Source organism: Serratia sp. LTN-2, from assembly GCF_059740205.1.
This window is the reverse complement of the sequence record NZ_JCAXDO010000008.1, coordinates 20,661-35,693: the sequence shown is the minus strand read 5'-3', so window position 1 is coordinate 35,693 and position 15,033 is coordinate 20,661. Positions and strand designations below refer to the sequence as shown.

At 60.6% G+C, this 15,033-nt stretch carries 17 protein-coding genes; 13 read left to right on the top strand and 4 right to left on the bottom strand.

What is annotated here, in order from left to right:
- Positions 1-45: 45 nt before the first annotated feature.
- The gene (locus AC6BYQ_RS16275; RefSeq protein WP_498057214.1) at positions 46-780 is read left to right on the top strand and encodes a phosphoadenylyl-sulfate reductase; all 735 of its coding nucleotides are present in this window, start codon (positions 46-48) and stop codon (positions 778-780) included.
- A 56-nt stretch (positions 781-836) separates the two neighbouring features.
- On the opposite strand, the gene AC6BYQ_RS16270 is transcribed toward AC6BYQ_RS16275, so the two are convergent.
- A complete protein-coding gene (locus AC6BYQ_RS16270) occupies positions 837-1,907 on the bottom strand; it encodes an aminopeptidase (RefSeq protein WP_025159651.1) in 1,071 nt (356 codons plus the stop codon).
- Positions 1,908-2,167: 260 nt separating this feature from the next.
- Here AC6BYQ_RS16270 and cysG point away from each other — a divergent pair, with 260 nt between their 5' ends.
- From cysG to AC6BYQ_RS16245, 5 genes are all read left to right on the top strand, one after another.
- Positions 2,168-3,598 carry a siroheme synthase CysG gene (gene cysG / locus AC6BYQ_RS16265; protein ID WP_019455108.1) on the top strand — a complete coding sequence of 477 codons (1,431 nt, stop codon included), beginning with the start codon at positions 2,168-2,170 and terminating at the stop codon, positions 3,596-3,598.
- A gap of 22 nt (positions 3,599-3,620) precedes the next feature.
- Complete coding sequence (gene cysD / locus AC6BYQ_RS16260; protein ID WP_004932620.1) at positions 3,621-4,529, top strand: sulfate adenylyltransferase subunit CysD; 909 nt, start codon at positions 3,621-3,623, stop codon at positions 4,527-4,529.
- Between the two features lie 11 nt (positions 4,530-4,540).
- Complete coding sequence (gene cysN / locus AC6BYQ_RS16255) at positions 4,541-5,968, top strand: sulfate adenylyltransferase subunit CysN (RefSeq protein ID WP_019455109.1); 1,428 nt, start codon at positions 4,541-4,543, stop codon at positions 5,966-5,968.
- Positions 5,907-6,596: an adenylyl-sulfate kinase gene (gene cysC, locus AC6BYQ_RS16250; RefSeq protein WP_080062264.1), complete on the top strand. Its 690-nt coding sequence runs from the start codon at positions 5,907-5,909 to the stop codon at positions 6,594-6,596. The genes cysN and cysC overlap by 62 nt, the downstream gene beginning before the upstream one ends.
- Before the next feature lie 84 nt (positions 6,597-6,680).
- Entirely contained in the window at positions 6,681-7,007 is a 327-nt protein-coding gene (locus AC6BYQ_RS16245; RefSeq protein WP_004932611.1) for a DUF3561 family protein, read from the top strand.
- Positions 7,008-7,059: 52 nt separating this feature from the next.
- Here the strand turns inward: AC6BYQ_RS16245 and AC6BYQ_RS16240 are convergent, their stop codons facing one another.
- The 3 genes from AC6BYQ_RS16240 to AC6BYQ_RS16230 form a co-directional block, all read right to left on the bottom strand.
- A complete protein-coding gene (locus AC6BYQ_RS16240; protein ID WP_019455111.1) occupies positions 7,060-7,782 on the bottom strand; it encodes an amino acid ABC transporter ATP-binding protein in 723 nt (240 codons plus the stop codon).
- Positions 7,766-8,485 (bottom strand): amino acid ABC transporter permease, encoded by a 720-nt coding sequence (locus tag AC6BYQ_RS16235; RefSeq protein WP_050487541.1) that lies wholly within the window; start codon positions 8,483-8,485, stop codon positions 7,766-7,768. The genes AC6BYQ_RS16240 and AC6BYQ_RS16235 overlap by 17 nt, the downstream gene beginning before the upstream one ends.
- 114 nt (positions 8,486-8,599) lie before the next feature.
- Positions 8,600-9,370, bottom strand: coding sequence for a basic amino acid ABC transporter substrate-binding protein (locus tag AC6BYQ_RS16230; RefSeq protein WP_063918181.1), 771 nt, complete (start codon positions 9,368-9,370; stop codon positions 8,600-8,602).
- Positions 9,371-9,773: 403 nt separating this feature from the next.
- On the opposite strand from AC6BYQ_RS16230, the gene ftsB reads away from it, so the two are divergent.
- From ftsB to nlpD, 7 genes are all read left to right on the top strand, one after another.
- Positions 9,774-10,094 carry a cell division protein FtsB gene (gene ftsB, locus AC6BYQ_RS16225; protein ID WP_016929043.1) on the top strand — a complete coding sequence of 107 codons (321 nt, stop codon included), beginning with the start codon at positions 9,774-9,776 and terminating at the stop codon, positions 10,092-10,094.
- Positions 10,095-10,097: 3 nt separating this feature from the next.
- Positions 10,098-10,805, top strand: a complete 708-nt coding sequence (gene ispD, locus AC6BYQ_RS16220) for a 2-C-methyl-D-erythritol 4-phosphate cytidylyltransferase (protein WP_498057213.1) — start codon at positions 10,098-10,100, stop codon at positions 10,803-10,805.
- Positions 10,806-10,815: 10 nt separating this feature from the next.
- On the top strand, positions 10,816-11,289 hold the full coding sequence (gene ispF / locus AC6BYQ_RS16215) for a 2-C-methyl-D-erythritol 2,4-cyclodiphosphate synthase (RefSeq protein WP_004932594.1): 474 nt from the start codon (positions 10,816-10,818) through the stop codon (positions 11,287-11,289).
- A 4-nt stretch (positions 11,290-11,293) separates the two neighbouring features.
- Positions 11,294-12,340 (top strand): tRNA pseudouridine(13) synthase TruD, encoded by a 1,047-nt coding sequence (gene truD / locus AC6BYQ_RS16210; protein ID WP_498057212.1) that lies wholly within the window; start codon positions 11,294-11,296, stop codon positions 12,338-12,340.
- A complete protein-coding gene (gene surE / locus AC6BYQ_RS16205; RefSeq protein WP_019455116.1) occupies positions 12,321-13,082 on the top strand; it encodes a 5'/3'-nucleotidase SurE in 762 nt (253 codons plus the stop codon). Before truD ends, surE begins: the two co-directional genes overlap by 20 nt.
- Positions 13,076-13,702: a protein-L-isoaspartate(D-aspartate) O-methyltransferase gene (locus tag AC6BYQ_RS16200; RefSeq protein ID WP_019455117.1), complete on the top strand. Its 627-nt coding sequence runs from the start codon at positions 13,076-13,078 to the stop codon at positions 13,700-13,702. The genes surE and AC6BYQ_RS16200 overlap by 7 nt, the downstream gene beginning before the upstream one ends.
- Before the next feature lie 325 nt (positions 13,703-14,027).
- Positions 14,028-15,026 (top strand): murein hydrolase activator NlpD, encoded by a 999-nt coding sequence (gene nlpD, locus AC6BYQ_RS16195; protein WP_019455118.1) that lies wholly within the window; start codon positions 14,028-14,030, stop codon positions 15,024-15,026.
- Positions 15,027-15,033: the final 7 nt, after the last annotated feature.

Below are 15,033 nucleotides of genomic sequence, written 5' to 3'. Positions count from 1 at the left end.
GGCAGAGGGGCCGCACAGGCAATTTCAAGTAGCAGGAGAGACAACATGGCTGAATTCGATCTGGCGGCGCTGAACGCGCTGCCCAAATCCGGGCAGGCGCTGGCATTGGCGGTGGTCAACGGCCAACTGGAGACCCTCAGCGCCGAACAGCGCGTTGCATGGGCGCTGGAGCATCTGCCCGGCGAGTTCGTACTCTCGTCCAGTTTCGGCATTCAGGCGGTGGTATGTCTGCACCTGGTGACGCGCATCCGGCCGGATATCCCGGTGATCCTGACCGACACCGGTTACCTGTTCCCGGAAACCTATCGCTTTATCGATCAACTGACCGACCAGCTGAAGCTGAATCTGCAGGTGTTCCGCGCCGAACAGTCTCCCGCCTGGCAAGAGGCGCGCTACGGCAAGCTGTGGGAACAGGGCGTGGAAGGGATTGAAAAGTACAACCAGATCAACAAGGTTGAGCCGATGAATCGCGCGCTGGAGACGCTGGGCGCGCAGAGCTGGTTCGCCGGCCTGCGGCGCGAACAGTCCGGCAGCCGCGCCAATCTGCCGGTGCTGGCGGTGCAGCGCGGGGTGTTCAAGATCCTGCCGATCATCGACTGGGACAACCGCAAGATTTACCAGTATCTGACCGAGCACGGACTAAGCTATCACCCGCTGTGGGAGCAGGGCTACCTGTCGGTAGGCGATACCCACACCACCCAGAAGTGGGAGCCGGGCATGAGCGAGGAAGAGACGCGTTTCTTCGGGCTGAAGCGCGAGTGCGGTCTGCACGAAGGCTAAACGAGGCGAATCACACGACAGGGCTCAGCAATGCTGGGCCCTGTTTTTTTTGCGGGCTACTTTTTCTTTTTCGCTTTCGGCGGGTGCGCCTGCGCCAGCTCTTTGATCAGCGGCAGCAGGATCTGCACGCTGTCGCGGCTGCGTTTGTCGATCCGCCCCGGCAGGTAGCGATCCAGATACTGCAGGTTGTCATACTGCGGGCGGTGCCAGGTGACGCCCTGCGGGAAGTGCGGGCTGACGGCGCGTTGCTGGTAACCGTCCTTGTCGCCCAGCGACCAGTTGGTGGCTTCCACCGACAGCACCGGGATGCCCGCCGCATCGAATACCTCTTGATCGGAGCAGCAGCCGGTACCCTGCGGATGCTGTGCATTGCCAGGGTTGGTGGCGGCGGCGATGCCGTAGCGGTGGGCGATATCCAGCGCGCGATCGCGGGAGCGCTTCGCCATCTGCGGCGGCGTGTTGCGCCCGGCGTTGAAGTACAGGCGATCGCCGGTGATCAGACTGTCGAGGTTGATCACCAGTACGGTGTTGCTTTTCTCTTCCGCGCTCATGCGCTGCAGGTAGTTCTGCGCCCCCAGCGAACCGATCTCTTCGGCGCTGGTGGCGACGAAGCGCAGGCCGTAGGCGGTGGGGATGTTCTTCAGGCGTTCCGCCAGTTCCAGCATCACGCCGATGCCGGAGGCGTTGTCGTCGACGCCCTGCAGCGTCAAGCCGCCGAGATTGTTATCCAGATCTTCGTCGCTCTGCGGCGTATAGGTGTCGAAGTGGGCGACGATCACTATCTGTTTCGGGCTGTCGCCGTTGCGGGCGGCGATCACCGAGCTGGCGGTGACGTTGTTCCAGTTCTTCTTGCCGTCTTTGCTGGTGTAGAGATAGCGCGTATTGACGCTGCGAATATCGCTTTGGTAGCCCATCTTGCTGAACTGCTGCTTCAGGTAGTCGGCGGTGAGCAATTCGGCCGGGCTGCCCGCCATGCGGCCGGGGAAGTAAGTGGCGATGTGGCGGGTCTGTTCGGCGGCGAAACGGCCCATTGGCGCGTCTTTGGCGGGCTGTGCGGCACACACGCTGAAGACGCCGCCGAGTGCGAGGGCCAGCAGGCTGGTCTTCAGGTAAAAACGGGAAAACATACCGAAAAATCCTTCTTTGCTATCGGCGCTGCCGATCATTTTTCTGCGGCACCCAGTATGAGACGCCGGGCGGCATTACACAATTTCCCTGTCTCTTAATTTCGCGCGAACGCGCAAAGCATCGCCTCGATTATCACCGTTTGCCTCCTGCGCTGCGGCCTATATTCCATAAAGGAACTAATCATTCCTTTTCGTCATTTCAGAGGCTAAATCTCAGCCCGTATAGTCACACTATCTTTCTGTTATATGAAAAGGCTGTTGTGGACTATCTACCAATATTCGCCGACCTGAAACAACGTCCGGTGCTGGTCGTTGGCGGTGGTGACGTGGCTGCGCGCAAAGTCGATCTGCTTCAGCGCGCCGGGGCTGAAATACGGATAGTTGCGCAGTCGCTCTCACCGGAACTGGAACAACAACGTCAGCTGGGGCGGGTGCTCTGGCTGGGGGAAAGCTTTGACCCGCAGCAGTTGGACGACGTGTTTCTGGCGATCGCCGCCACGGACGACAACGCCCTGAACGCCGCGGTGTTCGCCGAGGCGGATAAGCGCCGGGTGTTGGCCAACGTGGTGGACGATCAGCCGCGCTGCTCGTTTATCTTCCCGTCGATCATCGATCGCTCGCCGCTGGTGGTGGCGGTGTCGTCCAGCGGCCAGGCGCCGGTGCTGGCGCGCCTGCTGCGCGAAAAGCTGGAGGCGTTATTGCCCGCCAGTTTGGGGCAGATGGCGCAGGTAGCGGGCCGCTGGCGCGGCCAGGTCAAACAGCGGTTGGCTTCGATCGGCGAACGTCGCCGTTTCTGGGAGAAAACGTTCGGCGGCCGTTTCGCCACGCTGGTGGCCAACGGCCAGACGGCGCAGGCGGAACGGCAGCTGGAGCAGGATTTACACCACTTCGCCGCAGGCGATGAAGGCGCACAGGGCGAGATCGCCCTGGTGGGCGCCGGGCCAGGCGACGTGGGGCTGTTGACCCTGCGCGGGCTGCAGGTGATGCAGCAGGCGGACGTGGTGCTGTATGACCATCTGGTCAGCGGCGAGATCCTCGATCTGGTGCGGCGCGACGCCGAGCGCATCTGCGTGGGCAAGCGCGCCGGCGCGCACTCGGTGATCCAGGAAGAGACCAACCGGCTGCTGGTGGAGCTGGCGCAGCAGGGCAAACGGGTGGTGCGCCTCAAGGGCGGCGATCCGTTCATCTTTGGCCGCGGCGGCGAAGAGCTGCAGGTGGCCGCCGCCGCCGGCATTCCGTTCCAGGTGGTGCCTGGCGTCACGGCCGCCGCGGGCGCGACCGCCTACGCCGGCATTCCGCTGACGCATCGCGATCACGCGCAGAGCGTGACCTTTATCACCGGCCACTGCCGCCCCGACGGCGATGGCCTGGACTGGGCCGATCTGGCCCGGGCGCGGCAAACGCTGGCTATCTACATGGGCACCATGAAGGCGGCGGACATCAGCCAACGCCTGATCGCCCATGGCCGCGACGCTGCGACGCCGGTGGCGGTGATCAGCCGCGGCACGCGCGCCGATCAGCAGGTGCAGATCGGCACGCTGGATCAATTGGAACACCTGGCCCAACGGGCGCCGTTGCCGGCGCTGTTGGTGATCGGCGAGGTGGTGGAACTGCACCATCAAATCGCCTGGTTCGGGCATCAATCGCAGACGGAAGGGGCCGCGCGCCCGGCCGTCGTGAATTTGGCATAGGCAAGGCTTTTAAGGACCTGTTATGGACGAAAAACGACTCACTCATTTGCGGCAATTGGAGGCGGAGAGTATCCATATCATCCGTGAAGTCGCCGCTGAATTCGCTAACCCGGTGATGCTGTACTCCATCGGTAAAGACTCTTCCGTGATGCTGCATCTGGCGCGCAAGGCGTTCTTCCCCGGCACGCTGCCGTTCCCGCTGCTGCACGTCGATACCGGCTGGAAATTCCGCGAAATGTACGAATTCCGCGATCGCACCGCGAAGGAGTACGGTTTCGAGCTGTTGGTGCACAAAAACCCGGAAGGGGTGGCGATGGGCATCAACCCGTTCGTGCACGGCAGCGCCAAGCATACCGACATCATGAAGACCGAGGGCCTGAAGCAGGCGTTGAACAAGTACGGTTTCGACGCCGCCTTTGGCGGCGCGCGGCGCGACGAGGAGAAATCGCGTGCCAAAGAGCGCATCTATTCGTTCCGCGATCGCTTCCACCGCTGGGATCCGAAAAATCAGCGGCCGGAGCTGTGGCACAACTATAACGGCCAGATCAACAAAGGGGAGAGCATCCGCGTCTTCCCGCTGTCGAACTGGACCGAGCTGGATATCTGGCAGTACATCTTCCTGGAAAAGATCGACATCGTGCCGCTGTACCTGGCGAAACCACGCCCGGTGGTGGAGCGCGACGGCATGCTGATGATGGTGGACGACGATCGTATCGATCTGCAGCCGGGGGAGGTGATCAGCCAGCGCATGGTGCGTTTCCGCACCCTGGGTTGCTGGCCGCTGACCGGCGCGGTGGATTCGCAGGCGCAAACCCTGCCGGAGATCATCGAAGAGATGCTGGTCTCCACCACCAGTGAACGCCAGGGGCGGATGATCGACCGCGATCAGTCCGGCTCGATGGAGCTGAAAAAGCGTCAAGGGTATTTCTAAGGAGCCGCCGGATGAACAACGCAATTGCACAACAAATCGCTGACCAGGGCGGCGTCGAATCCTATCTGCACGCGCAGCAGCACAAGAGCCTGCTGCGCTTTCTGACCTGCGGCAGCGTCGACGACGGCAAAAGCACCCTGATCGGCCGCCTGCTGCACGATACCCGCCAGATCTACGAGGATCAGCTGTCGACGCTGCACAGCGACAGCAAACGCATCGGTACCCAGGGCGAGAAACTCGATCTGGCGCTGCTGGTGGACGGCCTGCAGGCCGAACGCGAGCAGGGCATTACCATAGATGTGGCCTATCGCTATTTCTCGACCGAAAAGCGTAAATTTATCATCGCCGATACCCCGGGACACGAGCAGTACACCCGCAACATGGCCACCGGCGCCTCTACCTGCGATCTGGCGATCCTGCTGATCGACGCGCGCAAAGGGGTACTGGATCAGACTCGCCGCCACAGCTTTATCGCAACCCTGCTGGGCATTCGCCATCTGGTGGTCGCGGTAAACAAAATGGATCTGGTGGATTATCAGGAAGCGGTGTTCGAACAGTTCAAACAGGATTACCTGACCTTCGCCCAGCAGCTGCCGGGCGATCTGGATATCAAATTCGTGCCGCTGTCGGCGCTGGACGGCGACAACGTGGCGAGCGAAAGCGCCCATATGCCGTGGTACAGCGGCCCGACGTTGTTGGAAGTGCTCGAGAGCGTCGACGTGGTCAGCGAGCGTGAAAACCAGCCGCTGCGCTTCCCGGTGCAGTACGTCAATCGCCCGAACCTCGATTTTCGCGGCTATGCCGGCACGCTGTCCGCCGGCGTGGTGCGGGTGGGGCAACGGGTCAAGGTGCTGCCTTCCGGCGTGGAGTCCAGCGTGGCGCGCATCGTGACCTTCGACGGCGATCTGCAAGAGGCGGTGCCGGGCGAGGCGATTACGCTGGTGCTGAAGGATGAGGTGGACATCAGCCGCGGCGATCTGCTGGTCGATGCCGGCGAAAGCCTGCAGGCGGCGCAGAGCGCGCTGGTGGACGTGGTGTGGATGGCCGAACAGCCGCTGGTGCCGGGCCAGAGCTACGACATCAAGATCGCCGGCAAAAAGACCCGCGCTCGCGTGGAGAGCATCCGCCATCAGGTGGAGATCAATACGCTGGCGCAGCACCCGGCTGACACCCTGCCGCTCAACGGTATCGGGTTGGTTGAGCTGACCTTCGACGAACCGCTGGTGCTGGACAGCTACCAGAGCAACCACGACACCGGCGGGCTGATCTTCATCGATCGCATGAGCAACGTTACGGTCGGTGCCGGTCTGGTGCGTGAAACGCTGCAGGCCGCCTCGGCGGCGCGCGGCGAGTTCAGCGCCTTCGAGCTGGAGCTGAATGCGCTGGTGCGCAAACACTTCCCGCACTGGGGTGCGCGCGATCTGCTCGGTGGCCAGTAAGGTGGCCGTGGAACTGAGGGCGAGCGGGCCGGACGATGAGAACGTGGTTTGGCATCCGCATGCGGTGACGCGTGCGGATCGCGAAGCGCGCAACGGCCACCGCGGCGTGGTGTTGTGGTTTACCGGGCTGTCCGGCTCGGGCAAATCCACCGTCGCCGGCGCGCTGGAGCAGGCGTTGCACGGTCTCGGTGTCAGCACCTATCTGCTGGACGGCGATAACGTGCGGCACGGCCTGTGTCGCGATCTCGGCTTCTCCGACGAGGATCGGCGCGAGAACATTCGCCGGGTGGGGGAGGTGGCCAAACTGATGGTGGACGCCGGGCTGGTGGTGCTGACCGCGTTCATTTCGCCGCATCGCGCCGAGCGGCAGATGGTGCGCGAGATGCTCGGCGAGGAGCGCTTTATCGAGGTGTTCGTCGACACGCCGTTGGCGATCTGCGAGGCGCGCGATCCGAAGGGATTGTATAAGAAAGCGCGCGCCGGCGAGCTGCGCAATTTCACCGGCATCGACGCGGTTTACGAGGCGCCGCAACAGCCGGAAATTCACCTCGATGGCCAACAATTGGTAACAAATTTGATTGCGCAATTGTTAGACGTGTTGCGTGGTCAGGCTATTATCAAACCCTGAATTCAAAAAAAGCGTGTGGCGTTTTTCGCCATGCGCTTTTTACTCTAAGCCGCCGCAGAGCGAGCCGAATAACCAGGGATCACTATGCAAAATGTCACGCCTATCTTGATCGACTCCAAGCAGTCAAAACAGGAGAGAGAGGAGCCGTCTTATTCTTTCCTGGGCGGCGTCAGCGGCTTTGTTTTCTACTGGCTGGCATTCGCGTTGCCGTTTCTGGTTTACGGTTCCAACACGCTGTTTTTCCTGCTCTATACCTGGCCGTTCTTCCTGGCGCTGATGCCGCTGTCAGTGCTGATCGGCATCACCCTCAGCATGCTGTTGCGCGGCCGTCTGATCCTGACGCTGCTGCTGACCGGCGCGATCGTGCTGTGCCTGTTCTGGCTGGTGTTCAGCTTCCTGACCGGGTGGTGAGAGAGCGGGCGCCGATGCCGGCGCCCGAAGGATTGCAAAGCCGTGCCGAAGGTTACAAAACTTTGCTCAGAAACGCCTGAGTGCGCGGATTGGCCGGCTGGCTGAAGATCTGCTGCGGCGCACCCTCCTCCTGAATGATCCCCTGATCGATAAACAGCACCCGGTCGGCCACCTCGCGGGCAAAGCCCATCTCATGCGTCACCACCACCATGGTCATGCCCTCGTGGGCCAGTGATTTCATCACCGCCAACACTTCGCCCACCAGCTCAGGATCGAGCGCGGAGGTCGGTTCGTCGAACAGCATGATCTTCGGCTCCATCGCCAGCGCGCGTGCGATCGCTACCCGCTGCTGCTGGCCGCCGGACAGGCTGTTGGGGTAGGCGTCGAGCTTGTCGAGCAGGCCGACCTTGAGCAGCAACTGTTCTGCTTGCGCGATAGCTTCGGCGCGCGGCTGTTTCTTCACGCTCATTGGCGCCATGATGATATTTTCCAACACCGTCATGTGCGGGAACAGATTGAAACGTTGGAATACCATGCCCACGCTTTCCCGCATCTTGTTCAGGTCGGTTTTCTGATCGTGGACGGCGAAGCCGTTGACCTCGATCTCGCCGCCGGAGAGCGTCTCCAGCGCATTGATGCAGCGCAGGAAGGTGCTTTTGCCCGAGCCAGAAGGGCCGATGACGCACACCACTTCGTTGGCGGCGATCTGGCAGGAAATGCCGCGCAGCACGTGGCTTTCGCCGAACTGTTTTTGCAGATTATGTACGCGAATCACTTTTACCGAACCTCTTTTCCATGTGTTGCACCAGCAGCGAGAGCAGGAAGGTGATGACCCAATAGACCAGCGAAATGGTCAGATAGGGCTCCCAGTAGGTGGCGTAGGCGCCGGAGACGGTGCGGGCGGCATAGGCCAGATCCGCCAGGCCAATGGCGGAGGCCAGCGACGAATCCTTGACGATGGCGATGGCGTTGTTGCCCAGCGGCGGCAGCATGCGGCGGAAGGCCTGCGGCAGGATCACCTGGCGCATGGTCTTGCCATAGCTCATGCCCAGCGAACGCGAGGCCTCCATCTGGCCGCGGTCGATCGACTGGATCCCGGCGCGAAAGATCTCCGAGACATAAGCGCCGGCATTGAGCGTGATCGCCACCACGCAGGAGAGAAAGGCGCCGTAGTCGGCGCGCAGCGCACGGGCGAAATCGACGCTCATCAGGCCGCTGGTGACCAGCAGGCCGTCGCGCGGATTGATGAACAACGGCACTAGCGCAAAGTGCACCACCATGATCTGTACAAACAGCGGCGTGCCGCGAAAGGCGCTGATGTAGATGCGCACCGGCCACTGAACGCCGTAACGCAGGATGGGTTTCCAGATGCCGTGCGGCGCCTGCGCCAGGCGGCCCAGCCCGAGGATCAATCCCCAGGTGGTGCCCAGCAGCACGCAGATAATGGTGCATTTGATGGTCATCCAGGCACCTTCCATAAACAGCGGCGCGTATTCCTGGATGATCTCCCAGCGGAAGTTCAAGGGGTATTCCTTCTTGGTAGGCTGAAACGGTGGTGCGCCGGCGGTCTGGTGGGCGCCGGCGACAGGGGATTATTCCGCCGGCAGCGTCGGTACGTTGCTGTCGAACCAGGTTTGGTAGATCTTGGCGTAGGTGCCGTCGGCAACGATCTTCTTCAGGCCGGCGTTGATCTTGTTGCGTAGATCATCGTTGCCCTTGGCGACGGCGATGCCGAAATACTGGCGCTCGAACTTGGCGTCGGGCACCAGCTTGAAGGCTTTCTCCGGGTGGGTTTTGATATAGAACTTGGCTACGCCGACGTCGCCGACCGCCGCGCCGATGCCGTCTTCATACAGCTCCTGCAGCATCAGCGGGGTATTGTCGAAGCGCTTGATGGCGGTGCTGTTCTTGCCCAGCACGTCGGACACCACGATGTCGCCGGTGCTGGAGTTCACTACGCCGACCTTCAGCGCTTTCAGCGCGGCGATGGAGTCCACCTTCGAGTCTTGCGGCACGACGATGGCCTGCTCCGCCGGGAAGTAAGGCGCAGAGAAATCAACCATCTGCTTGCGCTTATCGGTGATGGTGATGCCGGAAATGATGATATCGCGATCGCCGGAGTTCAGCGTGGCGAAGATGCCTTCCCACGGAGTATTGATCAGTTTGATCTGGAAACCCTCGGCCTTGGCTACCGCTTTGATGATGTCGATGTCGAAACCTTCCAGCTGCTTTTGACTGTTTTCAAATTCGAACGGCCGATAGGTGCCGCCGGAGCCGACGACATAGGTAGGTTCAGCCGCCAACGCGGCGGTGGAGAAGGTGGCGGCCAGGCAGGCGCCGATCAGAACTAAACGTTTTAACATCGCGATCCCCGATAATGAAAGGTTATATATTGGAGTTATTTATGCACTATGAGTGCATAAAAATAAGCTCATGTGAATGAAAGTGCAACCGCTGCATGATGATTATTATTTCTATGGTGTTAAATATTCACTTTTAGCACGGTGACGGCGAAAGCGATGAGGCAGAGGGCGGCGGTATAGTGATTCTTGCTGCATAATGGGAAAAAGGCAGTGTGCGCCTTACCGGAAAACACGTCGCGCACGCCGGGCAAAAGGGGCTTTTTTTGCCGCTTTGGCAGCGGAATTAGGCTATAAACTCGAGAACCCTTCATCCGTATTCTGAATTTGGCGTTGAAATGCCGCTCTCAGTGTGGAGTCCAACGAGAAGTTGTGGGATGATTGGTCGGTTTTTCAGGGGGCGGAGATGGGAAAACTTACGCTGCTATTGCTGGCATTGCTCGGTTGGTTACAGTATTCACTGTGGCTGGGCAAAAATGGTATTCACGATTACGTGCGGGTCAATGAAGACGTTGCGGTCCAACAGGGCAACAACGCTAAGTTGAAAGCGCGTAACGATCAGCTGTTTGCCGAAATCGATGATTTGAACGGCGGTCAGGAAGCGATCGAAGAGCGAGCGCGTAATGAACTGGGCATGATCAAGCCCGGTGAGACTTTCTATCGTCTGGTTCCTGACCAATCCAGACGCAACGCGGCGTCTTCCTCGCAAAATAACGCACAAAAATAACGCATGAATCACTCCGCAGGCACCTTTCCCTCGGTGATTGCCGTCTTGCCCGCTGCCGGTATCGGCAGCCGCATGCAGGCGGAATGCCCGAAGCAATATTTAACCATCGGCCGGCACAGCATCGTCGAACACGCCATCCACGCCCTGTTGCGCCACCCGTGCATTGAGCGGGTGATCGTGGCGATCGGCCCGGAAGATCGTCAGTTCGAACGGTTGCCGATCGCCCAGGATCCGCGGGTGATCGTCACCGAGGGTGGCAAACAGCGCGCCGATTCGGTGATGGCCGGGCTGAAGCTGGCGGGCGATGCGGACTGGGTGCTGGTGCATGACGCCGCGCGCCCCTGCCTGCACGCCGACGATCTTGAACGCCTGCTGGCGATCACCGCGCACAGTAAGGTCGGCGGCATACTCGCCGCGCCGGTGCGTGACACCATGAAGCGCGCCGAACCCGGCCGCGAAACCATCGCCCATACCGTCGAACGGCAGGATCTGTGGCACGCGCTGACGCCGCAGCTGTTTCCGCTGCCGCTGCTCAAACAGTGCCTGCAACGCGCGCTGGATGAAGGCGCGAACGTCACCGACGAAGCCTCGGCGCTGGAGCATTGCGGTTATCATCCGCTGCTGGTCGCCGGGCGGGCGGACAATATTAAAGTAACGCGGCCGGAGGATTTGGCGCTGGCGGCGTTCTATTTGACCCAGTTAGACAATTAAGGAGCGCACCATGCGTATCGGTCACGGTTTTGACGTACATAAATTCGGCGGCGAAGGCCCGTTGGTGATCGGTGGCGTTCGCATCCCTTACGATAAAGGTTTGCTGGCCCATTCCGACGGCGATGTTGCGCTGCACGCCGCAACCGACGCCTTGTTGGGCGCGGCGGCGCTGGGCGATATCGGCAAGCTGTTCCCCGATACCGATCCGGCGTTCAAAGGCGCTGACAGCCGCGAGCTGCTGCGCGAAGCCTGGAAACGCATTCGTGCCAAAGGCTATCGCCTTGGCAACCTCGATATCACCATCATCGCCCAGGCGCCGAAAATGGCGCCGCACATCCCGCAGATGCGCGTGTTCCTGGCGGAAGATCTGCAGTGCCATATGGATGACGTCAACGTGAAGGCCACGACGACCGAGCAGCTCGGCTTCACCGGGCGCGGCGAGGGCATCGCCTGCGAAGCGGTCGCCTTGCTGATCAAGGAATAACGGTATGGATATGGCGAATCTGACCTGGCTGCATGGCCGACCGCAGAGCACCGGGGTGCTGAAAGCCAATCCGGAAGATTTCGTGGTGGTGGAAGACCTGGGTTTTGCACCGGACGGCGAAGGCGAGCACGTGCTGGTGAACATCCGTAAAAACGGCTGCAATACCCAGTTCGTGGCCGACTATCTGGCGCGCTTCGCCGGCATTCACGCCCGTTCCGTCAGCTATGCGGGCTTGAAGGATCGTCACGCGGTGACCGAACAGTGGTTCTGCCTGCATATGCCGGGCAAGGAAACGCCGGACTTCTCCCGGTTTACGCTGGAAGGCTGCGAGGTGCTCTCGTACGCCCGTCACCTGCGCAAGATGCGCATCGGCACTCTGAAGGGCAACCACTTTACGCTGGTGCTGCGCCAGATTTCCGATCGGCAGGACGTGGAGCGCCGCTTGCAGGCGATCGCCGCGCAGGGCGTGCCGAACTACTTTGGCAGCCAGCGTTTCGGCCGCGGCGGCAACAACCTGGTGATGGCGCGCCGCTGGGCGAATGACGAAATCCGCGTCAAAGAGCGCAGTAAACGCAGCTTCTACCTGTCCGCCAGCCGTAGCGCGCTGTTCAATCAGATTGCCGGCCGGCGCCTGGCCGATGGACTGCAGCGCACCGTGCTGGAAGGGGATGCCCTGCAGCTGAGTGGGCGCGGCAGCTGGTTCGTTGCCAAAGCCGATGAGCTTGAGACGTTGCAGCAACGGCTGGATGCCGGCGAGCTGGCGATCACGGCGCCCTTGCCGGGTGACGGCGAGCCGGGCACCGCCGGCCAGGCATTGGCTTTTGAACAACAGTGCTTGGCGGAACAACCGGAATTGCTTACGCTTTTAAAGCGCGAGCGTGTCGAACCCGCTCGTCGGGCCCTGCTGCTGCAGCCGCAAAATATGCTGTGGAACTGGTGGGATGACGTTACCGTGGAGCTGCGTTTCTGGTTGCCGGCAGGCAGCTTCGCGACCAGCGTGGTTCGCGAGATCATGCAGCAGGATGACAGCGATGCGGATATTACTGAGTAACGATGACGGCGTTAGCGCCCCGGGCATTCAGGCGTTGGCGGCGGCGCTGCGGGAGTTCGCCGAGGTGCAAGTGGTGGCGCCGGATCGTAACCGCAGCGGCTCTTCCAATGCCCTGACGCTGGAGTCGCCGCTGCGTACGCAGACGCTGGCCAACGGCGATATCGCGGTGCTGCAGGGGACGCCGACCGACTGTGTCTATCTTGGCGTCAACGCGCTGATGCGCCCGGCGCCGGACATCGTGGTCTCCGGCATCAACGCCGGGCCGAATTTGGGCGACGACGTCATCTATTCCGGCACCGTCGCGGCGGCGATGGAGGGGCGGCACCTGGGGCTGCCCGCGCTGGCGGTGTCGCTGAACGGCCATCAGCACTATGCGACCGCCGCCGTCATTACCTGCCGCATCCTGCGCGCGCTGCAGCGCGAGCCGTTGCGTACCGGAAAAATCCTGAATATCAACGTGCCGGATCTGCCGCTGGCGGAGATCAAAGGCCTGCGCGTCACCCGTTGCGGCAGCCGCCATCCCGCCGATAAGGTCTTCTGCCAGCAGGATCCGCGCGGACAAAATCTCTACTGGATCGGGCCGCCTGGTGATAAATTTGATGCCGGGCCGGATACCGACTTTGCGGCGGTGGAACAAGGCTATGTGGCGATCACGCCGCTGCAGGTGGATTTGACCGCCTACGCGGCGCAGGAAGTCGTAAAAACATGGTTAACCAAGGCAGAGGTTAGCGGGGAATGGTGAACAAGCGTATGCAAACATTGCTGACGCAACTGCGGCAGCAGGGGATCCGGGACGAAAAGTTGCTGCAGGCGATCGAAGCGGTGCCGCGCGAACGTTTTGTCGACGAGGCGCTGGATCACAAGGCCTACGAAAATACCGCGCTGCCGATCGGTTCCGGCCAGACCATCTCCCAGCCTTATATGGTGGCGCGCATGACCGAACTGCTGAACCTGACGCCCACTTCGAGGGTGCTGGAGATTGGCACCGGTTCCGGTTATCAAACCGCCATTCTGGCGCATCTGGTGCAACACGTTTGTTCCGTCGAACGCATCAAAGGGTTGCAATGGCAAGCCAAGCGCCGTCTGAAGCAGCTCGATCTCCATAATGTTTCCACCCGCCACGGCGACGGCTGGCAAGGCTGGGCGTCGCGTGGTCCGTTCGATGCAATCATCGTCACTGCCGCGCCGCCGGAAATTCCGCAGGCGCTGGTGGAGCAATTGGACGACGGCGGTATTTTGGTGCTGCCGGTCGGCGAACAGGCCCAAACCCTCAAACGCATTCAGCGTCATGGCAACGAATTCGTTGTCGACGCGGTGGAAGCGGTGCGTTTTGTGCCGCTGGTGAAAGGCGAATTGGCCTAGCGATTGTCTGATTTTTAGACCGCCCGCAAAATCTGTTGCACTTTCATCACGTCCGGATAAGGTTTTCTCGTTCCAATCAGGCTAATTTTCACTAGAATTGGCCTTTCTACGTAGTTGTCTTATGGTGCGACATCGCCAATGTGGTTAGCATTGGCGCGCATTTTGATGCTCCGGCGGGAGATAACCTGGCGTTCAGGGATCGGCCGGCGGCGCCTTTGCATCGCAGAAACTGGGAAGTGGCAAAAGCTCGGCTACGATGTAAAGGGTATTTTGGATATATCACTGATATTGCTGTCATGGGGGAAGCATGAGCACGGGAAGCCCAATGATTACGTTACGCCGGGTAGCGGTGTGTACGATGGTAAGTTTGTGGTTGGCGGGGTGTACGAATACAGCCTCGACGTCGGCCCCTATCAGCAGCGTGGGCGGCGGCGGCGCCGTTCCATCCGGTAATAATAATGGCGGAGCGCAGCAGGTCAGCCCAGAAGGCCGCATTGTCTACAACCGCAGTTATAACGCCATTCCTAAAGGGAGCTACAGCGGCGGCGACACCTATACGGTCAAGCGCGGCGATACGCTGTTTTACATCGCTTGGATCACCGGCAACGATTTCCGCGACTTGGCGCAGCGCAACAATATTCCCGAGCCGTACAGCCTGAATGTTGGCCAAACCATTCAGCTTGGTAATGGTTCTGCCAACGGCGGCGGCGGTATGCTGGCGACGACAGACGCCACCAAAGGCGGCGTTCCGAAGCCACCTTCCACTACCCAGATCCAGACGGCAACGGTTGATTCTCAATCAACTAACGCGTATTCTGAAAACTCGGGTAAACAGAATGTAGGTAAGATGTTACCTGCAGCGGGTGCCGCAGCGGTTGGGACCGCGACTGCGCCTGTTACCGCACCGGAAGCCGCTCCACCAGTGAGCAGCACCGTCAGCAACAGTTCTCCGGTCAGCACTTGGAGATGGCCGACTGACGGTAAGATTATTGATAACTTTTCCTCATCAGAAGGTGGGAATAAGGGCGTCGATATCGCCGGTTCCCGTGGGCAGCCTATCTTCGCTACCGCCGATGGCCGCGTAGTGTATGCAGGCAACGCTTTACGGGGTTACGGTAATCTAATCATCATCAAACACAATGATGATTACCTGAGCGCCTACGCTCATAACGACACAATGCTGGTCCGGGAACAACAAGAAGTGAAGGCGGGTCAAAAAATAGCCACCATGGGTAGCTCCGGTACCAGTTCAGTACGTTTGCATTTTGAAATTCGTTACAAGGGGAAATCCGTAAACCCGCTGCGTTATCTTCCGCAGCGATAGATTGGGC